Raw genomic sequence first — 22,525 nt, forward strand, 5'->3', positions numbered from 1 at the left:
TATTCTTAAAATACAGTTTGGGCAGTTTCAGCGGCATGTTCCAGCCTTTTACTTTCGGCGTGGTAATAATAGCTGCCTAAAGCAATGTCAAAAGCAGCCATCCCCATCGGATTAAACATCACCGGCAGTGCTGCGGGATAAGTTTCCATAGAGCGGTTCACCACCAGATCGATGATAGATTTAGTATCCTCTTGCTGAAGCCCCATTTGCAGGTGCATCATTTCTATATCAGTTTTTTCTCTGCACACTTCAATCCAGTCATCGACTACTATAGAATCTTTAAACCATTGATAAACAACAGGCTTATAGTCTCTCAAAGAAACATTGATATGCAATGATCCTGGTTTGGGCTGCTGATCGATATAAGCGGCATCAGAAACTGTGCAGGTAATGAAAATATCTGCATCCTGGTAAGCTTCTTCCCAGCTGTCAACTACCTCTGCCTGCACGCACTGAATTGTAGCAGGATCAATTGGGCGAACATCATAAAGACATATTTTACCAATTTTTCCAGCTAATAGTTCTGAACACATTTTCAAATGATACTGACCAATGGGGCCGAATCCGGAGATTCCGATTTTGATATGAGCCAGGTCCCTTGCCTGATCAAAATATTTAACAATCAAACCACTTACAGAAGCGGTACGGATCACACTCAGCAAAGCCGTAGTGATAATTCCTTTGGGCTCACCGGTATCGGCATCATTGAGGATGACCACACTATGCGCTCTTGGAATATTCTTCTTGATGTTTTCAGGGAAACTTGCAATCCATTTGATCCCTGCCATATTGGTTTTACCACCAACAAAGGCAGGCATAGCAATGATCCTGTTTTTCGGATTACCATACCGTAAATAAGGTTTTAACGGTTGGGCAAAATCTCCTTCACTAATACTTTTTACAGTATGCTCAATGACGTTTACAGTTTCATTCCAGTTTATTCCAATATCCAGGATATTGTCCTCGTTAAGAATCAGCATTTTTTTTGTTTTAATTAATAGAATGGAAATAGGGCTATTATATAGCGGGTACAGCTTCCAGCAAGGTTTCTTGTTGTTGCAGTTTGATGATCGCTTCCGACCATTCTTTGTTATAGATAGTATCAAAGTATCTTTCACCCCGATCAGGGAAGACACAGACTACATTAATTTCTCTATTGATTTCCCGGTGCAAAAAGTATTTTTTTATCGCAGCCAGGCAGGAACCAGAGGAGCCGCCTACAAAAACATTATGTTTTTCAAGCAGTTCATGACAAGCGTTAATAGTGGCTTCCTCATTGACCAGTACAAAATCATCAATATAGGCTTCCTTTAAAATTTCCGGTACAATGCTTGAACCAATACCAGGGATGTATCTTTTTTTAGAACGGCCTGTAAAAATCCTTGATCCTTCCATATCTACGGCAATGATCTTAACATTTGGAAAGTTCTCTTTGAGTTTCTGAGAAACACCGGTAATCGTTCCACCAGAGCTTATCCCAAGAAAAACATAATCTATCTGCTCAATTTGATAACAGATTTCTTTACCCAGCGAATGATAATAAGCTTTCGCATTCAGTGGATTCTGATATTGATTGATCCAGTATGATTTCTTTAAAGTGTTTTGTAATTCTTTAATTTTTTCAATACGGCTGATCAGGTATCCACCATAATTATCTGGCTCGGTTACTTTGATAATTTCAGCATTGTTGGCCCTGATCAGCATTTCATTAATCTTTGAAATATGCGGATCAACAACAGCGATAAATTTTAAGTTCAGATATTTGCAGTAAGCAGATAAAGAGACGCCGAAATTACCAGAAGTAGATTCGATAATTGTAGTATCCTGATCTATGATGCCCTTGCGCAACAGATCTTTCAGGATATAAGAAGCTGCTCTGTCTTTAACACTTCCGGTGGGATTATAGGTTTCCAGCTTTGCATATAGATTGATATTGCTGAATTCATCCAGTTTAACCGAGATCAGGGGCGTTTGGCCAACCTGTTCAAGAATATTTGGTATAATCATAAAAAATTAATTAAGATGTGCCGTGAGTTAATTACATGACTTTTACCAGTTCAGGATAACCGACCATCCCTCTGATCAGTGACTGAAGCTGTTCGAAAGGATAATTGACATTACATAGCGTTTGCTGACGATCGTCAATCAAAATTCCCCAGCGTAAAACACAATCGCTCAGATAATTTAGCTTCGCTTCTTCAGCTACTGCTGAAGTATAAAGCTCCATTTTGCCTTCTTCTGCTCTGTGGTAGCCCAGCAATTCTGAAATCCTGCGGGTCACACTTTTCTCTCCGCGGCTTGGCCAGGCCATTACAGAATAATTTTCCTGGTCAATTTGCTGGTAATAGCTGAAAATATTTTTCATGAACTGACTTTTCAATTCAATGAATTTTGGATAATACAGATCAGTATCCTGATCGCAGATATGACTGAAAGAATCCTTATTGCCCATTAAAATCATTTGCCAGAAGCCGTTGATCAGTAAAGGGAACCTTACTTTTCTGCTTTCGCTGATGCCGAACATTCCGGCAGGGATCAGCATCTCTTCTCCCATAGCATTCTGGTAACGAATAGAGAAAAAGGAAAATGTTGCTGCTGGGTCTGCCAGGATCTTGCGGTGTGTTTCGACATCTTTATAGCTGTCAATTAAGGATTCAGGAACATTCTCCGCTGTGGGTTGCAGCGTTATTATTTCATAATTGTTCCTGGTAAAAACTTCGATAAATTCCAATAGCTCTTCGTCCTGAAGCAGCATAGGGTTTTTAATTATTCTTTGCATAAGTTTAGTTTAGTCGATCAGAGAATTGATACCGGTAACCATTTCTTTCGCTTCCTCAAAACTTTCTGTGGAATACAGGCAGTTTTGCAGATCAGAAAAGTTGAATGCTGCTTCTGGAGATGCGCCGGTTAGTGGTTTAATAACCATGGTGCCCTTAGCAATCTGTTCAATTTCGAATGGTGAGGCTACCAATGCTGCACCATAAGCGTTTGTAACGTCTTGATTTTTGATGATTCCGAATTCGATAATCCATAGCGCCATACTGTTGTAATAGTAATATGGTGTAGGAGATGCCTTCATTGCTGCCTCAGCAGCTTCAATCTCCGCTAAAATTTCATTTCTTTCTTCGGAAACAGAACGGTGCAGCGCCAGATATTCATGATCTCTTGGCTCTAGTTCGATTGAACAGATAAAGCCGCTTAGCTCATCCAGAAAAACCGAATATGCAGGATTAACCAACATTGGACAATGTCCAACAAGGTCATGGATCAAATCCGGGAAACTGGCGAAATCCAGTTCATCAGCCGGTCTGACATTGATGTTAACAGGTATTTCCCGTGCTTTTAAATGCCCGAAATAAGCAGCACCAGATAAATAACCTTCTACATATACTGGCTTCCATCCCACTGCTGCTAATTTTTCAGTCAGCGATTCATAGGAAAATGTATCCTGTTCCGGATATAAGTAATTGAAGCCATCTATGTAATCACTGTGATAGCATTGACGGTACTTTTCTACAGATAATGCTTGTTTCTGAAGAAATAAATTAATGAGTTGAATTGCGCTTTGATCAAAGCAACTTGGGCTGAACATGGTTGTTTTCATTTTAATTTTTTTTAAAATGCGACAACTGGTGCCGCATGCGGGATTGAATTAAACTGTTACTTATGTTGATCAGGGAGGAGGATGCAAATGTTAAAATAAGGAGTCCAGTTCTTCCTGGTCCAGCGTTACTGCATCAAAATCTGATGGTGTAAAATGCTGTTCATCCTCATTTTTAATGTGGTAAAGAATACTCTCGAGCTTAGAGAAAAACAGCTCCATGAACCAGTTCATAGTAGATTCCTGATGTGCTTTTTGATTATAGGTCAGCTCTGCACTCAGCCCGCCAGCCACAACCATGCAATTCAGTTCTAGTTTCGCGGTCATTTTATTTACTGGATCAGTATCCCTTCCGGTTGATTGACTGCTGTAGCTAAAAAGATCATTGTTCAGTTCTTTATCAAACTGTCCGAGGTAATTAAACCTGATTTCAGTTTGCTGAGCCGGGGTTAAATCAGGGGCACTGCTATATTTTCGAACACCATATCCCAATCCTTTACCAGGGGTGCTGGCCAGCTGTTCTTTCACTGATTTGATCTGCTCATTTAATGAGCCTGAAATCAGCTCAATTTTAACTGGATACATGGCTGTAAACCAACCTAAAGTCCTGGAGAGGTTCAAACCATCCAGGTGCCTGCCATGATTTTCTTGTTCTATAATGAAAGTATGTTGTAAAGTCCACTCTTTTAAGGTAAGTGCGAGCGCTGTATTTAACAATACAGGGACATCTGTCTGATAAATATGGTGTGCTTCTTTCAACAGAAACGCAGTATTTTTGTCGTCCAGTACACGGCGTATTTTTAAGGCATTTTCAGCACTCCAGTCCATTGTTTCTGATTCCACAGGGATCTCAAATTTTCTTTCTGCCAAAGCAGACCAATGTGCTTCTTCTTCCTTGATTTCATCGGATGAAGCGTATTCAGCCAGGGCTGTTTGCCAATCTTTCAAGGAAGCTGTTTTAGCAATTGTTATCGTTTCTCCATTCAACAGGGCATGATAGAAATTATATAAATCTTCTAATAAAATCCTCCAGCTCAATCCGTCTACTAATAAATGATGTGCTGTTAAAAACAACTTTTCATCACCCGCAGCATCTGTAAACAATGCGGCTTTAAACAGCAGGTCTTTTTGAATATCAAAACTGCCTTTAATCATTTCACAAGCAGATACAAAAGTAGCAGCTGTTGTTTCCAGGCGCTCTACAATGAAGTTTTCCGCTAAATGACTGCTATTAAAGAATAACTCTTTTTGATCAGCGTCATAATTCATCCTTAAGCCATCATGTTGTTCTACCAGCTTTACGAATGCCTTTTCCAGTAAAGAGAGGTCAAGCTCCCGGTTTAATTTCAGTAAAATAGATTGATTGAAATAAGCCGGATTTTCGAAGTCCTGCGTAAAAAACCAGGATTCTATTGGAGACAAGGTCTTTTTACCCTGAACAGGTTCCTGTTCATATTGATCAGCCAGCACCATTACAGCCTTTGCGCTGATACTCGCTATAGTATGATAAGTAAGGATATCTTTAACATTTAATGAAATCCCCTGGTTGTATAATCTGGATACGATTTGTACAGCTTTAATAGAATCGCCGCCAAGCTCAAAAAAGTTATCATAAACAGTTAGTCCTTCAGCGCCTAATACTTCTTCCCAGATCACCAGGGAAATTTCTTCGATCTCACTCTGTGCTCTTTCTGTTGGTATGGTTTGTTTACTATGTCCCGGTTCAGGCAAAGCAGCAAAATTGACTTTGCCATTTTGAGTTAAAGGAATTTCATCGAGCTGTACAAAATAGACAGGAATCATATAGTGAGGTAATTTTCCTGCCAGGTGATTCCTTAAATCATCGTCAGAAACCGGCTCTGATAAATCCCTGCTGATATAATAAGCACACAAAACTTTCTGATTTTGAGCAGTTGTAATCAGTGTGACTACAGCAAAAGACACTGCGCGATAAGCTGTTAAATGTTTCTCAATTTCCTGAAGTTCAATTCTGTAACCATTGAGCTTAACCTGCAAATCATGACGTCCTATATAAACAATATTGCCATCAGGAAGCTGTTTGGCTATATCTCCTGTTTTATACATTTTTTGTCCTTTAACAAAAGGATCAGTGATAAATTTTTCAACGGTTAGTTCTTCGTTAAATAAATACCCTCTGGCCAAGCCATCTCCCGCAATATAGATTTCACCATGTACCCCTGTTGCTACAGGTTTCAGGTATTGATCCAGAATATAGATCCTGGTATTATTTGCCGGAATACCAATCGGCACATAGCTTAGATCCGTGTCAGGATCAGCCTTATAAATCATACACCCTACTGTAGCCTCGGTAGGTCCGTATTCATTAAAGATTTCAATATCATGCCCCATTTGAGTAAACAGGTCTTTAACGAGCTTCACGTCCAGATCTTCACCCCCAACAATAAATCTTCTGATACTGCTTTTTGAATTCAGCAGGTTACTTTCTAAAATCAGTTTAAGATGTGAAGGGGTTAGTTTAATAATATCCGACTGATTTGAACCGATTATTTCTTCCAGACACAGGTCATCTTTATAAATAAGGATTTTATTACCGGTAATTAATGGCGTAAAAATCGAAGTCACCGTTAAATCAAAAGAGACAGAGGTAAATAAAGGAAAAGTTGATTTTTCAGCACCCACATAACTTTTCGCCGCCCAAAAAATATAATTAACCAGTGATTTATGCTCAACCATTACACCTTTAGGATTGCCCGTAGTGCCAGAAGTATAAATTACATAAGCCAGGTCATTTGATTTCTTACTATGGATAGGCTGTTGATTAGAGAAAATTGATAAATCAAGCTCATTCACTAATACCATTTCAATATCAATCAGCTCACTGAATCTTTTTTGTGTGCCACTACAATCTGTGAGACCGAACTTGCATTGGCTATTGGTTAATAAGTAACTGATTCTGCTTTCTGGCAAATCTATAGCTACTGGTAAATAAGCTGCGCCTGTTTTAAGGATAGCGAGGATACTGATGATCATTTCAGGGGAACGTTGTTGCAAAACAGCAATGATACTCCCTGGTCTGGCGTCTTTTTTATGCAGATAATTGGCCAGTCTGTTTGCACTATCATTTAATTGCTGATAGGTCATGGTGATTCCATCAAATTCAATTGCGATAGCTTCCGGGGTTTTAACCGCCTGATCTTCGAACAATTGGTGGATTTTCTGAGTCGCAGGGTAATCAGCTTTCAATTCACTAAAACGCTCCGCATAAAATTCAAGTTCATTTGTTTTTAAGACAGACAATGCTGCAATTTCGGTATCAGCAGTGGTAATGATCTGTTTGACCAGATTTTGAAAACTGTCAGCAAACTGAAGAATGGTTTCCTTTTTAAAAAGGCTGGTGGCATATTCTACCCCATAAACAATCGCCTGACCATACTCGAAAACCTCCATAGATAAATCATATTTGGAGAAACCCGGATCAAAGAAATATCTTTCATAGGTAAAGTCCTGATTTTGAACAGCGGGTAAGCCCATATTCTGATAAATAAACATCGTATCAAACAGTTTATTTCTGCTGGCATCATGTTGTTTACCACTGATCAGCTGGATTAAATCATCAAAAACATAATCCTGATGCTTTAAAGCATTCTTCATCTGCTGATTCACTTCCTGTAAAAACGAACTGAATGTTTCTGTCCCTTTGATTTGTGTACGAAGTGCAAGACTGTTGACAAAAACACCTTGCATTTGTTGTAAATCAGGATGATGACGTCCTGAAACCGGGATACCGGTCATCAGATTTTCCTGACCAGTATATTTAGCAAGCAGCACATTATAAACCGCAAATAACAAGACATGTAAAGTACATTGATGCTGCGCAGCAAATTCTTTAAGTTTCAGCGTGGTTTCCTCACTTAACTCAAATTCAATTTTGCTGCCTTTTTTGTTGAAAACTGCCGGGCGCTGTGTATCTAAAGGTAATTCCAATACAGGAATTTCACCTTTCAACTGTTCACGCCAGTATTGATCTGCTAAATGATTAGTGTCTTTTAACAGCCCTTTTTCCCAGGCTGCATAATCTTTATATTGAATGGATGGTTTAACCACATCATTCCCACCATAAAGACTAAATAACTCCGTGATAAAATTATAGATTGAAATTCCATCAGAGATGATGTGATGAAAATCAAAAAACAGATATTGTTCTAAACCCGCAGTCACTAAAGTGATATTGAATAATGCCCCGGTATTTAAATTAAAGGGTCTAACAAGCGCTTTCAATGTAAGATCAATTTCAGCCGACCCGGTTATTTCCAAAGTCCCGATTTCAAATTCAAGTTGCTCATGAACTGTGAATCCAGGATCTTCCTGCAATTCAAAATTCATTCTTAAAGCATCGTGTCTTTTGATCAGTTCAGTAGTGCAGGCCTGTAATTGAGCTGCATCTATTTTTCCGCTTAATTTTAAAGCCAGCGGAATGTTGTAAGCTACTGATGTTCTGTCAAGCTCCCACAGATAGTAAAGTCTTTTTTGAACAGAAGAGGCCGGATAAATTCCCGCAGCAGCAGTAATTGCTATTGGCTCATAGCTTTGCTCTTCTAATTGTGTAATTTCTAAAGCCATCATTTGTATAGTTGGCTTTTCATATATTTTTTGAATCGGGAGTTCTACTTTGAACTCCTTCAGACATTTCATACTTAATTGTGCTGCTTTCAATGAGTTTCCACCCATTTTAAAGAAGTCAGCAGTGGAACTGGTCATATCAGTTTTTAAAACATCGCTCCAGATCTTTGCTACACGGGCTGCAATTCCAGTATGGATTTCAGTTAATCCGGTATCCATTGTAACTTCTTCCGACAACTCCTGGATTTTAACCTTAACCTCATCAAATACCCCTTTGTTAAATTGATCACGCAGCACAAACCGTTGTAATTTCCCACTGGTTGTTCGTGGAATATTTTTAACTGGAATAATATGATCTGCCATGAACCCTGCTCTGCTGTTAATCAGTGCTGCTGCTTTTTTATAAACAGGCATAAAACATTCCAGCGAGCCTCTATGGAAGATGAAAGCAACCGTTTCATCTCTTTGCGTATCCGGATTAAAGTATCCGGTTACGACCATTTTATTCAGGCCAACACCTGGTATTTCTTCTGCCACAGCTTCAATATCATGTGGGTAGAAATTCTGGCCATTGATAAAAATAATATCTTTTGCTCTGCCCGTAATGTATAATGAGCCATCTTTAAAGAATCCCAGATCGCCTGTTTTTAACCAGCCATCTGCTACTAATATTTTTGAAGTTTCGATCGGGTTATTGTAATAGCCCTGCGTCACATTATCCCCTTTAATCTGGATATGACCAATGGTCAGATCTGCAACCTGATTGTTATCCTCGTCAGCAATTCTAACCGAGCAATCACTAACCGGCTTGCCTACATTGACAAAAGAGGCTGCATCTTCAGGATTCACATAAGAGATATGATTTCCAGGGTTTAGTTTATTTCTGTCCAGATCGACCCAATTCACTTCGTCATCCATATGCGGGATAGTCACTGCCAATGTCGCTTCTGCTAAACCATAAACTGGGCACATTGCCGCCGTTTTTAAACCATAAGGCAACATATTAGCTAAAAACTCATGGCATAATTTTACGGATACAGGTTCTGCACCGTTAAAGATTAACCTGACTTTAGAAAGGTCCCAATTTTGAGGCGCTTCAGTAATACAGTTTTTCAAAATATAACTATACCCAAAATTTGGAGAGCAGAGTACTGTAGTTTGATATTGACTGGCCTTATCCAGCCACAAGCCCGGACGACGGATAAAAAGATTGGTAGGAATCAGGTATTGATTCATTCCGGCAAACAACGGATTCAGGTGGAAACCAATCAACCCCATATCATGGGTGAGCGGCATCCAGCTGATCATCGCATCATTAGTTGTATAACTGCCAGCTTTACTGATCGCGTTGATATTGGTAACCAGATTTTTGTGGGTCACCATTACTCCCTTTGGATTACCGGTAGAACCTGAAGAAAACTGAATAAAGGCAATATCATTTTCCTTTACGTCGTGTATTTTTCCATCAGGGCCTTCTGCTAAGACTGCCGTTTCATTAATAATTCTTCCGGCGATATCAGCAAATAAATTTTCATAGTCTTTTTCTGCCAGTTCAGTTAAACGCTTCAGATTATCGGCATGGATAACCAGGTAAGGGTTATTCAGCACTGGCCATATATTGAATAATTTTTTCTTATGTTCTTCATTCTGCCCAACTGACAAGGGCACAGGAATGATACCGCCTAAAATACAAGCCCAGAAAACAATAATAAAAGTCCTGTTACTGTCGATCTGAAAAACAAGTTCGTTTCCAGGCTTCAGCCCCATTTCCTGTAAATTATGTAATGCTTTAAGCGAAGAATTATAGAGTTGTCCGTAAGAAAGAAATACCTCAGTATTTCCACCATCTATAAAGGTTATTCCTTTATTTTCAGTATTCTTTCTTTGTTCAAATACGGCAATAAGATTAGTCAGCATAGTGAAATATGATTAAGATTAGGATGGAGAAGCGTGTTAGGCTAAAGTGTTGTTGATTATTTTGGTAATCTGTGTTGTTTCATCATGCAGAAAGAAATGTCCGCCGTTGAAATAGTAGGTAGTACAAAGTTTATGTGTGTGTCTTTTCCAGCTGTCACACTGTTCAGCAGTTAAATCTTCATCTTTTCCTAAAAGAATGCTGAGCTGATGATCGAGTGGTCTGATTACTGCATTGATATCTTCCGATTCGGATAACCTGAAATCATTTCTCAATAAAGGCAGGAACAGTTGCATTAATTCAGGATGTTCAAAAAACTCAGGTGGGGTACCACCCAGTTTAACTACTGCTTCCAGGAATTCCTGTTCATTCATCAGATGATATTTCTTTTTATCATCTCTTTTGATTCCCGGTGCACCGCGGCCTGAAAGGAATACGTGAACCGGCTGCGAAACCTTCGCTTCCCTGATTCTTTGGGTCAGGTGATAAGCTAACATAGCGCCCATGCTATGTCCGAATATAGCGTAAGGAGTTTGGGTGATATCTTTGCTGATAAAGTTGAAAATATCTTCAACAGCCTCAGGGATGTTCTGATAATATTCCTCATGCATCCTTCTTCCCCGGCCGGCCAGTTCAATCGGAACCAGTTCAATGGATGAGTGCAGCTGCTGACTCCATTTATTATAAATTATGGCAGATCCGCCCGCATAAGGGATACAGAAAAGTTTCATCTTCTTCATTCTGCACTGGTGTTAAATTCTACGCGCCATTCCAATGGAGAAAGGCTTTTATCTGCGTTTATTTGATATTGTATGCGCTGGTGAATTCCAAGTTCCTGCCATATTTCATCCAGTTTCGACTCATCTGTTGGTGTCAAAAAGAATACTGCGGCAGTTAAACGGGTTAAAACTTCTTCATAAGGCACATGCCACGCTGTAATCAGTTGTTTTGTTTTTAAAACTTCCAGGTGACTTTTCACTTCGTTGATTTCAGGTACATTTCCAATTTGTTTCATGTTGTCTTTTTTTAATAATTAATAGTCAATAGTATGCTGGGTCCACAGCTTCGCTGAGGGCAATCACATTTGGAATGTGCACCTTTGATTTTTAAAATTTACAGGGTAATTACAGGGGAAGGGAACTCTTGACGGAGAGGACTAGTTTACTAATTCTACTGGTCTGATGGAAGACTGGTCAACTTCAAATGAAACAAATTGATTGAGGGTATCGATCTTTATTCCAAATCTTTTGCGGCCTTTTCTTTCGAAAACTACGCCTTTAAATCCTTCAAAAGGGCCATCAATGATATCTACTGTTTCTCCCATTTGAATACTGCGTTCCACAGTCAGGTCAGGTTCAACGTTTAATTTCCTGATGATATCGATATCAGAATCCGAAACAACAACGGGTTGTTTACTACAGCAAACATAATGTGATACGCCATAGAAATTAAGGATATCAAATCTTTCCTGTGGGGTTGTTTTCACAAAAATATAGTTCGGAAACAGGGCAACTTCAACAGTTTTTTTACGGTCACTCCATTGTTTAGTTACTTTTTGCACTGGTAAAAAGCAGGTAATATTTGCTCTTGACAAAGCCCTCTCAATATTTTTTTCCAATTGCGGGTAAGTGTAGACCACATACCATTTATTTGGGGAAGTAATTTGGTGGTTAATCATAGTTTGTAAAGTTTATCTTATAGGTCGGCTATTTATTGTTTGACGCTGATGATTAGAACATGATCCCTGAAGAAGTCAAAGTATCCGGAGAAGGACCAGTCGTTGTTGCTGTAACATATCCATTGTTCTGACCGGTAGAAACCTGAGCAGAGAATTTACTGATGATTTGTTTTTGGATGCTAACTGTTGCGATTTTGTTGCCTTTCTTTTTCATAATGTCTAGTTATAAATGAGTGAATAAGTTTGTTTATCTTTTTTGTTGAAACAAATATGTCCGATTAATACATCTAAAAAATATTTCTTCGACCAAAGTGAGAGTTTATAGTACAAAAGCATTTTTTGATTGCTTTTTTCATCAGTTAAGATCCTGAAATTTTCAAAAAACAGTCCTGGTAATTGACCCCTTACCTACTTACACAAAAAATTACTGTTCCTTAATACAGCTTACACACAAACACACAAGTTACTAATTACTAAACAGTTACTACAAACACAACAGTTCTCTTAAAAGGATTTCCTTCAACACGAATAAAAGCATTACTTTAGCCTTAAGTAAATTTGATTAACCTGTTGAATGATAAAACCGTCTTACCTCACACCAAGATTAAATAGATATAATACCTGGGTATCTAATATAAACTGGTCGAAAACTTATTCTTCCAAAGCACGAATTGCAATACACATAGTCATGTGGCTCTGTTTATCCATGCTGTATCTGGGAACCTATAACAGGTTTGATAAAAACCTGAGCTGGCTGCTTGCTACAAAGGATTTAACATCTGTGATGATCATTTTTTATAGTCTCTCTTATTATGTGCTGCCTAAATTATTATTTAAAGGAAAAATTATCAGTACCCTGCTTTTTGCGGCGGTTGCTTATATCATTTACGGGAGCCTGACTTACCTGGCGACCTATATCATCAATAACTTTTATGTTCCATCTGAGCGGCTGCAAACCTATGCACAAAGAATATTAGACCATGGTTTTGCGGGAGTATTAAGTTGGTGGGGTGTCAAGTTCTACATTCTGGATTTTCTGTATACAATTGCACCTCCGGTAGCTTTAAAATTAATGAAATCAATAGTTGACCAGAGCAATAAAAGAATTGTCCTGGAACGTGACAACCTCAATCTGGAAATTAATTTCCTGAAAGCACAGATCAATCCTCACTTTCTGTTTAATACATTGAACAATATTTACAGAATGGTCAATAAACAGGATCCAAATACCGCAGATATGGTTTTGCACCTTTCTGACCTGATGCGGTATACACTTTATGAATCCAATGTCGATAAAATACCTCTGGACCGCGAAGCACAATTCATTAAAGATTATCTTGAACTAGAACGTATACGTTACGGAGAAGAAGTCAGTATTACAACAGATATGGCCGAAGATTTCGGTAAAATAAAAATTGTCCCGCTGATCCTGTTCCCTTTTATCGAAAATGCTTTTAAGCATGGGGCCGATGCTACAGTAGAAAATTCGTGGATTGAAATATCCGTCAAACTGTTAGGGAATGATTTGCATTTTGAGGTAAACAATAGCGTCAGCCCTCATATTGGCAGTAAAAGTAATTTTGGAGGAGTAGGAATGGTGAATGTTAAAAAGAGACTTACCATCCATTATGCCGATAAATATAACTTATCAATTAAGCAGGAAAACGGGGCTTATAAAGTTAAACTTCAGCTAACTTTAAATTGATGCCAATTTCAAACAAAACTCATATATTTATTCCACTAATATTTGAATAGCACAATGGGAATTAAATGTCTGATCATCGATGACGAACCTCTGGCAAGGGAGACTATAGAAGAATATATAGCGAAGATTCCATCTCTCGAATTGGTAGCCAGCTGCAAACATGTATTTGAATCTTTAGAGTATATGAACAATGGAGATATCGATCTTCTGTTCTCAGATATTCATATGCCTGAAGTAAATGGTATTGACTTTATAAAATCATTACAGAATCCGCCCTACGTAATTTTCATCTCGGCCTATCCAAATTATGCCGTAGATGGTTTTGATTTAGATGCGCTTGATTATATTGTTAAACCCTTTTCTTTTGAGCGGTTCTTAAAAGCAGTAAATAAGGCTTCCAAGGCAATCTTCCAAAAAGCAAAGGTTGTTGTTGATGAACCTAAACCCATGCATCTTTTTGTCAAAGACGGTCATAAATTGCATCGGGTTATGTTTGAGGAAATCTGCTATGTAGAGGGAATGAAAGACTATGTGAAGCTTGTGCTTAAAGAAAGAGCTATTATAACACACCTGACAATGAAAAGAATTGAAGATCAATTGTCAAGTGATAAATTCATTCGGATACAAAAGTCATTCATCGTCAAAAAGGATGAAATCAAATCTTTTAACGGCAATGAAATTGACTTGTATAGTTTAAAAGAAAAAATTCCGATTGGCAAATTATACAGAGATGCTTTAATGAAACATTTCGGCTTAAGCCCTGACTAAAAGGTTTTGCTAAAATAACCACTAAAATGCCTGGTCTGCCCCTGTTTAAATAAACCAGGAGACAGATCAGGCATTTTTATTCTAATCGCTGCCACCGCTCCCCCTCCCTTCCTGATTTCAGTTAATCTGTTAAAAAAAGAGTCCAAACTAACTTTGATACCAAAAAATTACGCTTTGGTCGAAGATATATTTTTAATCCGTTCAGAAGGAACATATTTGTATCAACAAGGACAAAAAAAGGACCTTTAACTTAATTGAATCAGCATCATGAAAAGAAAAGCACAACAAACAGAAAATCTGAGCATTAAAAAAGAAATTATTGGTGTAATTTCTTCAGTTCATACAGCAGTGGTAAAATACAACACTATACCGAGCACGCCTGGAGATACACTGACGACTTCTACTTGTATGCTGTAAGCAAAAATGTCTTTCCTTCCACTGGAAAATTGAATCTATTCTTCAGCATCTCCTTTGAAACCACTGGCTGTTCTTTTGAATGCCCTGATAACACGTAACCATGACATTAACCTGCATCATCATAGAAGACGAGCCCCTGGCTCAGGAAATCCTTCAAGACTATATCTCTAAAAGAGGAGATCTTGTGCTTTTGGGTAAATTTAGCAACCTACAGAGTTTCTATAAGTTCAAGGAAGACAATATAGATTTAATGTTTATGGACATCAATCTCAGGGGGACTTCCAAAGATGAAGTGGAAGATTTATTTACCAAACACCGAAAGATTGTACTCGTTACGGCTTATTCTGTACAACAGTTACATGAATACGATTTAGATAATATCAGCCACATTTTGAGTAAACCAGTATCTTATGAAAAATTCTCTGAATGCATTGATAAAATTATTTTAAACAAGGTATAAAAACAAAATTTCTGCTTAAATTCCTCCAATGGTACAAGCAGTAATTTCTCCGTTTGATTTCTATCTATTAAGGTTACCGGCACTAAATATTGACCAGATTCATCAGCTGAATGAAATAACTGACAAGGATGATTTAGTTCAGGCTTTGTTTCAGATTTATCAGTCAGTTGAAATACAGGAGGCTATTTACCTGGCCAGCCCGGAATTATTTGCCGAATTAAAAAAGTGGCTGAACCACCCTAAGCCGGGGACCGATGAAAAATTAATCCTTACCCTTTATAAATACTTGCTTAGAATGAGTACCAGATGTACTCCATTTGGTCTTTTTGCAGGTTTTTGCAGAGGAGAGATCACAGATCAGGCAACTGCTATTCAGCTTGAGCAAGATAAAAAACGTTTGATTAAGCATAACAGACTGGATATGAATTATGTTGCGGAAATAGCCGCTGCATTAAATCAGGAACCTGGAATCAAAACAAAACTCATCTTTTATCCAAATAACAGCCTTTACCTCACGAATGGTTTTTACCGGTACTATGAGTATACACTAAAGAATAAAAAGAGAGATTATTACCTGGTTTCTATTCAGTCAACCCCTTATATTGAATGTGTTCTGGACGTTGCAGCAAATGGAGGCAAGTATACCGACATCATAAATGCATTGCTCAACCTTTCGCTTACCGAAGAGTCAGCTTATATATTTTTAGACGAGGTCATTGAAACTCAGTTGATTTTATCTGAACTGGAACCTACTTTAACAGGCCGGGAATTTTTCGGGGTCCTGACAGAAAAAACCCGGGAGATAGATCAGCATTGCGGCAAACTTCCAGGCTTGTTAAAAATCGCTGAGATCCTGGATCAGGAACAAAATCTTATCCAGTCTTGCCAGGCTATCGAGCAAATTATACAGGATGATTTTCCTTTGGCCAAAAGCAAGGATCTTGTTCAGACAGACCTGGAAATTAAAATGCGTAAGAACATACTGAATAAAAGAACTATAGCTGTATTATCCACCGAATTGAGTGAATTGAGCGCTTTATACAACGGCGCCCCTCCTGCTGACCTTGAAGCATTCAGGAAAAGCTTTTACGATCGTTACGAAGGAAGGGAGATCCCACTGCTGGAGGCTTTAGATACTGAAGCAGGTATAGGCTACGGGAAATATAAAGGAGATAGCACAAATTATACACCACTTATTGATGATGTAAAGACGCCCTTAAATAAAAAGGAAACAAATATCCGCTGGTCTGCTTTCAAAGAACTGGTATTCGGCAAATACCAGGAAAGCCAGTATTCAGGAAATCAAACGATTATATTGTCTGAAAATGATCTGCAACAATTGAATGTTGCAATAGGAAACATGCCTTCCACTTTATATAGTGTAGGTAGTTTTATTGCAAATAGCCCTGCTGACATTGATGCTGGAAATTTTAAGTTCAATTTATCTGTATTCGGAGGTCCATCTGCGATTCCACTCTTAGGTCGTTTTGCCACAGTGGCCGAAGGTTTAAACGGAAAGGTAAGGGAGAGTGCTGCTGCCGAACAAAAAGCGCATGAAGGTGCTATTTTAGCTGAAGTAATCCACTTACCAGAAGCCAGGATCGGAAATATATTACAGCGCCCGCAGCTCAGGGACTATGAGATTCCTTTTCTGGGGAAGTCTTCGGTAGCTCCGGAGTTTCAGATTCCTGTGACGGACCTCATGGTCTCAGTTCAAAATAATAAGGTTGTACTTCGCTCTAAAAGACTTAATCAGCTTATTATTCCAAGATTAAGTTCCGCACACAATTATACCAATGGCATTTCCATCTATAAATTTCTTTGCGATTTACAGCATCAGGACAATTCTTTCTCGATTAGCTGGGATTGGGATGTACTGACCAGTAAAGAGTTTTTACCAAGAGTAACCTATAAACATATCATCTTGTCAAGAGCCAGATGGGCAATCAACTCTTCCGTTTACAAGGAGCTTAAGGATTTGCCCGCCGAAGAAGCTTTACAGCGGCTTAAAACGAGATATCAATTGCCTTCAAGGGTATTGCTTACCGAAGGGGATAATGAATTATTGCTTGATTTCAATTGTCCTTATGCGTTACAGCTGCTGCTACAGCATTTAAAGAAACGCGATGCAGTACTTTTCGAGTTTTTACAGGAGAAAGAGCACCGGCTGATTACAGATACTGCAAATTTATCTTACCTGAATGAGGTCATCCTTCCATTCTCCACATCAAGACAGTTCACTTATAAAAATTTACTGACAACTGCCCCTGTTCAGACCTTGCAGCGCTCTTTTCCTTTGGGTACGGAATGGACTTATGTTAAAATCTACTGCGGATCTAAATCTGCGGACCTCATTCTTACCGATTTCCTGCTTCCTGTGATCAGTTATCTGGAAGAGGCCGCAATGATTGAAAAATGGTTCTTTATTCGCTACAATGATCCGGACGGACATTTAAGGCTAAGATTCCTGCATACCAGGAATGCAACGATCACTGCTCAGCTGATCACAAGTATTCAGGAAAGCCTGAAACCTTTGCTTGATCAGCGGATTGTTTATAAAATTCAATATGAGACTTATGACAGGGAGATTGAACGTTATGGGGAGCGTACAATGGAATTCAGTGAAACTATTTTTAATCACGATAGTACGGCCGTCATCAATTTCCTGAGTTTAATAGAGGGTGTGGAAGGGGAAAGATATCGCTGGTTATTTGCACTCAGAGGGGCTGACCTGTTCATAAATGATTTTGGATTGACTGCTGAACAAAAGAAAACAATGATGGATGGATTATTTAATGGTTTCTTCCAGGAGTTTAGCGGAGACACTGAGTTAAACATGCAATTGAACGATAAGTACAGGGCCATCAGCAAAGAATTGAACAGTTTTATGAATCCTGAAAATGACGGGGAAGAGATTGCAGAGGCAGTTGGGTTTTTCGGGATACGCTCTCAGGCGATCCAGTCAGCATTATATAACCTGAGGGAAGTTACTATTGCAGAAGACCAGGATAAATTACAGGCCAGGTTAATGGAGAATATGTCCAGCTACTTACACATGTTCCTGAACAGGATTTTTATAGCAAATCAAAGGAAGCATGAGTTGGTGATTTATCATCATTTAGCTAAGTATTATGCTTCTGCGATTGCAAGGGAAAAATATGGGCAGAAACAACAGCTATTGAGCAGCTAGTTCGTTTAGGAGATTGACTGCTCAATATTTGTTGTTTAAGAAATCAAAGGCGTGAGTTTAGTGCTGATAAATTGCTCAAATGAGGTCGGCGTAAATGCTTCATGTGTACGTGGGGTTGAATAAGCTCCATATGGCTCACCCAGCGCTTTAAACAAATCTGACAACTCTTTACTGACAACAGTATTTGCACCAAATATTTCCAGTTCACTACTTGCTTCCAATATTGATTTTTGCCGATAGCTGATCTTTTTACCTAATACCCGGGTCATCTTTAATGCAGCGTCCTCTGAGTTAATATGCTCAGGCCCCATTAAGTTTAACTTCCAATGGCCAGCCCAGGTATTGTCAAGAAGAAATTTAGCTGCTGTATCTCCAATGTCATCAGTACTGACCCATGGAATATCATGATCAGCCTCATAGGTAAAGGAAAATTCGTTCCCTGACTTTATACTTTCAGCCTGCATCAAAATGTTTTCCATAAAATATCCTGGCCGTAAAGCCAGTACATTCGTATTTAACTGATCAAAGGCTACTTCCATATGCCCTGCGTAACTCACTGTTCCCAAATCATCGGCTGCACCAGCCCCGAGTGAGGAAATCAGAACTACCCGCTTGATTTTATTCTGCCGGACTGCTGCTACTCCGGCTGTAGTTACTTTATCGTACCATTCTTTTAAACTCGGCACAGTTATAACCGGAGGCACCAACCAGAAGAGCGCCTCAACATCTTTTGTGGAATGGATTACCTGCCCGGGGTCACTAAGATCGGTGACTCTGGAAATACAGTTACCTATTTCGAGCTGGCTCAACCGATCCAGGCTCTGTCCCAGCAAAATCGGTATTCCACCTCCTGAACTTATTTGTTTTGCTACTCTGCTGCCAATATTCCCCGTTGCTGCTGCTATTGCTATCTTCATCATTTTTAAGCTTATGAATCACTTTCAAAAATATCCTGGCTCCCGTGAGTTCCACCAAATGATTTTAGACCCGGTACCGGATCCCAATACTCTTTATAGTGCTGGAATTTATTGTTTGAAACTTTAAAGTACATCACATAATCCTGAGCATAAGACAGGCCAGTAGAAGTGATTACTGCCTCCCCATGAGCTTCAGCCCAATATTCATCCTTCTTCTCCATAGGATAAACTCTGATATCAGAAAAATTCAGGTTCAGCATATTTTTTAATCCAGCATTAATATGCTTGAAATAGGTGTTCAGGTTAATTTTCCTGCGGTCAGGAAAACCCGCTGAAGCCGCATAAGGAAACTCAATAACAGCATCTTCATTAAATAATTTCACAACATCTTCAGCACTTTCACTAAAGGAAAGCAGCAATTTTTTCAATAGTATATTTCCTTGATTCTTCTCCATATTATTCTTTATTTTAATCAAACCTACCCCTAAAATGATACATTTGAAATAAGGCACTTTATAGTGCTATAGATACCTAAAAGTATATTATGGACTCAAATACGCAAGAAGCTGCAAAAGAAAATGAAAGTTTTTTAAAATTACAACAGGCCTTCCTGCTGAAATCAGCACTTGATGAAAGTTGTATACTCCATCAGTCGCTCACTTTGATTGCTGACAAATGGACTTTATTAATTTTAATGGCGCTTATGCAACAGGCAAGGAGAAATAGTGAGTTATTAAAACAGATTAATGGCATATCTCCAAAAATGCTTAACCAAACACTTAAAACATTGATGTCTTACGAAATGGTAGAACGTAAGGTATATGCTGAAATGCCACCACATGTAGAGTATTCCCTGACAGAATTTGGAAAAAGCACTGCGGCACCACTTTTAGCGCTGTTAGACTGGTCTATAAGATGGGAAACTGAAATTACCAGACTCTATAAGCAAAAAAGCTAAGCAGAATAGCTATTTACTTGTCTTGAAAACATCAACCAGGTAACCAAGCTGCACTTGATTAAAATTTATCCTTGAATCACCAGCCTGAGTGTTCAATTTCCATCTAAAAAACAATTTTGAGGTATTATCAGTATTAAGATTTAAGTAGCCTTCAAAAGATAATGTTCTGATCTGATTCTTAAGATTCTGGTTTAGAATAATTTCTGGATTTCGAACGTTCAGCCATGTATTACTTACGCATACCTTAAAGCTGTAACGTTCTTCGGGCATAAATTCATAAGCAGCGCTAAGCGTTGCAGCGGTGCTTGTTATCATTCTTTGGTTCCTGGTGGTACCTTTTATATAAGAGTTATTTTTAACAAACAGCGAATCAGCAACTCCCGTTCTCCATATACCAAAAGCTCCGCTGAACTGTAAGTTTGACATTATTCTTGCGAAGTTTACTTTATACAAATTAAGATTAAAATCAATACCCGTATTTTTATACTTATACAGATCCAGTGCATTTAACGTAAACTGTTTTTGTCCATTATTCATAGATGGCGAAACAGTGTCTTTTTCAGAAAGTGGCAGATACTTATTATTTTCTTCTATTTTAGAAAGATGTCCTGTCAGATCTGCTTTTGTAAAAAATCCTTCATAATTTCTCTTTGATTTAAGACCTAGTATTGATTGAGATCTTTCTGTTCTCAGGTTAACACTCATACTCGCTTCAAGCTGAACCAGGCCATTAGGCTGCTCACTATTAAGTCCATTAAAATCGGTATATGTTTTAACGGTCAAAATTTTCGATCTTTCTTGTTTTTTCAGTTCAATAACACTTTGCTGACCGGATAATTTCACAACAATGTCCTTAGGACTATAGTCTTCTCTATAATTAGCAAGTATAATATCATAAGTAATTAAATCTCCCAATCTGAAAAACAAGTCATAGTGTGTATTTCCTGCCGAGTCAAGCTCTACTCCATCAGGCAAGGACTGCTTTATAAGGTAATTTTGTGGCAGCATTCCTGGATTAGCAGCATAGATTTTGTGATTCCATAATTTCTCAGGTGTAAACTTATTGGTAATGCTGATGGGCATGTTGTTACGAAACTTCACAGTTTGCAATTGCTTATTAACCATCATCTCAAAAGTAGCTTCAATATTTTTTATAGTTCCCGCATCAAATTCAAGATCTATTTCTTTACATTTCATTGCTAAAGCAATGTTTTGCTCGGGTGAATCCTTTTTGTTTTTCCGGCGAGACTGCTGCCCATCTCTCATCAATTGTCTTTGGTCAAAAAAACCGCGCATATAGAAATTATTTTCCAATGCCGGTGCAATCTTTTTTAATGAATCAAGGAATTGTTTTATAGTTATACCCGGTGATTTTTTGATTTTTACATTTTCAAAATAAGTATTTATCTTATCAGAACGAAGTCTCAGAAAAGCCGTTGAAGGCTGGTCATCCACGAATTTTTTTCTTGTGGAAATTTCATAGAATATTTGTTGCGATAAATCATTGAGTTGTGCCTCATTTAATTGAATGGAGAATTTGTTCCGCAGTTTCCCATCCAGGATACTCTTTATAGTCTCAGGAGTAAAGGCCGCGAATCTGGCCTCATTATCAGGACTGATGATTTCAACGCCTGTATTTTTAACCTGATTAAGATTTGCAATAAGACTTTCAATTTCCACTATCTTTTGTTTATTCAGGGTATCGGGTTTTAACAAATCGATACTGGATTTAAGCTTTTTGCAAACCATATCAATTTCGGAATTTGAAAGCTGAATACTTCTTATTCCAGCAGGAATCGATTTTATAATCTGATCTAATCCTGTTTTTATTTTTTTCAATGAATCATTAGGAATAAGCCATTGTGCATAATTTTCGTCAATTTTCTTATTTACTACTATTAAATTATTCTTAATCTTGACAGTATCAGGATCTGCAACAGATGTTATCTTTTCAATTTTTAATGAACTGATTTGATTAGACGTCAATTTATATTCATAATTAAAGGTTTGATTGTTTATAACAAAAGAACCAAAAAAATGTGTCTCGGCATTTTGAGAGAATGACTGGAATGGTAGCAGGATAAAAAATAGCGATACCGTTTTCAGAAAGGTGAGATCTTTCATTTTGAGCATGTTAATTGTGAGGCGTTAGTCACGCAATCCTATGCCAGGTTTTAAGTAAAAGAATAACATTAACCGTTTGCTTATACTTTATTTGACCAGACATAGATGTGTGATACATTCAGTGCAATCTGGGCAAAATAGTCAGTAGTAAAAATGACTAGTTATAGTCATTTTTACTTTTATTTATATA

General features: G+C 38.2%; 18 protein-coding genes. 6 read left to right on the forward strand and 12 right to left on the reverse strand.

Annotated features, from left to right (window positions below):
• Window positions 1-5: 5 nt before the first annotated feature.
• The 9 genes from HDE70_RS19285 to HDE70_RS19325 all read right to left on the reverse strand — a co-directional run bounded on the left by HDE70_RS19285 (window position 6) and on the right by HDE70_RS19325 (window position 12,010).
• Window positions 6-980 carry a 2,3-diaminopropionate biosynthesis protein SbnB gene (locus tag HDE70_RS19285; RefSeq protein WP_183891584.1) on the reverse strand — a complete coding sequence of 325 codons (975 nt, stop codon included), beginning with the start codon at window positions 978-980 and terminating at the stop codon, window positions 6-8.
• 37 nt (window positions 981-1,017) lie between these two features.
• Window positions 1,018-2,007, reverse strand: a complete 990-nt coding sequence (gene sbnA, locus HDE70_RS19290; protein WP_183868386.1) for a 2,3-diaminopropionate biosynthesis protein SbnA — start codon at window positions 2,005-2,007, stop codon at window positions 1,018-1,020.
• Between the two features lie 31 nt (window positions 2,008-2,038).
• Window positions 2,039-2,779, reverse strand: a complete 741-nt coding sequence (locus tag HDE70_RS19295; protein ID WP_183891585.1) for a hypothetical protein — start codon at window positions 2,777-2,779, stop codon at window positions 2,039-2,041.
• Window positions 2,780-2,788: 9 nt separating this feature from the next.
• Entirely contained in the window at window positions 2,789-3,604 is an 816-nt protein-coding gene (locus HDE70_RS19300) for a hypothetical protein (RefSeq protein WP_183891586.1), read from the reverse strand.
• Between the two features lie 90 nt (window positions 3,605-3,694).
• Complete coding sequence (locus HDE70_RS19305) at window positions 3,695-10,120, reverse strand: non-ribosomal peptide synthetase (protein WP_183891587.1); 6,426 nt, start codon at window positions 10,118-10,120, stop codon at window positions 3,695-3,697.
• A 36-nt stretch (window positions 10,121-10,156) separates the two neighbouring features.
• A complete protein-coding gene (locus HDE70_RS19310) occupies window positions 10,157-10,858 on the reverse strand; it encodes a thioesterase II family protein (protein ID WP_183868390.1) in 702 nt (233 codons plus the stop codon).
• A complete protein-coding gene (locus tag HDE70_RS19315) occupies window positions 10,855-11,133 on the reverse strand; it encodes a hypothetical protein (protein WP_183891588.1) in 279 nt (92 codons plus the stop codon). The genes HDE70_RS19310 and HDE70_RS19315 overlap by 4 nt, the downstream gene beginning before the upstream one ends.
• A 141-nt stretch (window positions 11,134-11,274) precedes the next feature.
• Complete coding sequence (locus HDE70_RS19320) at window positions 11,275-11,796, reverse strand: UpxY family transcription antiterminator (RefSeq protein ID WP_183868392.1); 522 nt, start codon at window positions 11,794-11,796, stop codon at window positions 11,275-11,277.
• 52 nt (window positions 11,797-11,848) lie between these two features.
• Entirely contained in the window at window positions 11,849-12,010 is a 162-nt protein-coding gene (locus HDE70_RS19325; protein WP_183868393.1) for a hypothetical protein, read from the reverse strand.
• Between the two features lie 360 nt (window positions 12,011-12,370).
• Here HDE70_RS19325 and HDE70_RS19330 point away from each other — a divergent pair, with 360 nt between their 5' ends.
• The 5 genes from HDE70_RS19330 (at window position 12,371) to HDE70_RS19350 (ending at window position 18,336) form a co-directional block, all read left to right on the forward strand.
• A complete protein-coding gene (locus HDE70_RS19330; protein ID WP_183868394.1) occupies window positions 12,371-13,501 on the forward strand; it encodes a sensor histidine kinase in 1,131 nt (376 codons plus the stop codon).
• A 54-nt stretch (window positions 13,502-13,555) separates the two neighbouring features.
• Window positions 13,556-14,269: a LytR/AlgR family response regulator transcription factor gene (locus tag HDE70_RS19335; protein WP_183868395.1), complete on the forward strand. Its 714-nt coding sequence runs from the start codon at window positions 13,556-13,558 to the stop codon at window positions 14,267-14,269.
• Window positions 14,270-14,536: 267 nt separating this feature from the next.
• Window positions 14,537-14,686 (forward strand): hypothetical protein, encoded by a 150-nt coding sequence (locus tag HDE70_RS19340; RefSeq protein WP_183891589.1) that lies wholly within the window; start codon window positions 14,537-14,539, stop codon window positions 14,684-14,686.
• Between the two features lie 100 nt (window positions 14,687-14,786).
• Window positions 14,787-15,146, forward strand: a complete 360-nt coding sequence (locus HDE70_RS19345) for a LytR/AlgR family response regulator transcription factor (RefSeq protein WP_183868397.1) — start codon at window positions 14,787-14,789, stop codon at window positions 15,144-15,146.
• 28 nt (window positions 15,147-15,174) lie between these two features.
• The gene (locus HDE70_RS19350; protein ID WP_183891590.1) at window positions 15,175-18,336 is read left to right on the forward strand and encodes a lantibiotic dehydratase; all 3,162 of its coding nucleotides are present in this window, start codon (window positions 15,175-15,177) and stop codon (window positions 18,334-18,336) included.
• Window positions 18,337-18,371: 35 nt separating this feature from the next.
• Here the strand turns inward: HDE70_RS19350 and HDE70_RS19355 are convergent, their stop codons facing one another.
• A complete protein-coding gene (locus HDE70_RS19355) occupies window positions 18,372-19,256 on the reverse strand; it encodes an NAD(P)H-binding protein (RefSeq protein ID WP_183891591.1) in 885 nt (294 codons plus the stop codon).
• Between the two features lie 8 nt (window positions 19,257-19,264).
• On the reverse strand, window positions 19,265-19,708 hold the full coding sequence (locus HDE70_RS19360; RefSeq protein WP_183891592.1) for a nuclear transport factor 2 family protein: 444 nt from the start codon (window positions 19,706-19,708) through the stop codon (window positions 19,265-19,267).
• 89 nt (window positions 19,709-19,797) lie between these two features.
• On the opposite strand from HDE70_RS19360, the gene HDE70_RS19365 reads away from it, so the two are divergent.
• Complete coding sequence (locus HDE70_RS19365) at window positions 19,798-20,211, forward strand: winged helix-turn-helix transcriptional regulator (protein WP_183891593.1); 414 nt, start codon at window positions 19,798-19,800, stop codon at window positions 20,209-20,211.
• A gap of 9 nt (window positions 20,212-20,220) precedes the next feature.
• Here the strand turns inward: HDE70_RS19365 and HDE70_RS19370 are convergent, their stop codons facing one another.
• Entirely contained in the window at window positions 20,221-22,335 is a 2,115-nt protein-coding gene (locus HDE70_RS19370) for a hypothetical protein (RefSeq protein WP_183891594.1), read from the reverse strand.
• Window positions 22,336-22,525: the final 190 nt, after the last annotated feature.

The organism is Pedobacter cryoconitis, from assembly GCF_014200595.1.
GTDB classification, from domain to species: domain Bacteria; phylum Bacteroidota; class Bacteroidia; order Sphingobacteriales; family Sphingobacteriaceae; genus Pedobacter; species Pedobacter cryoconitis_C.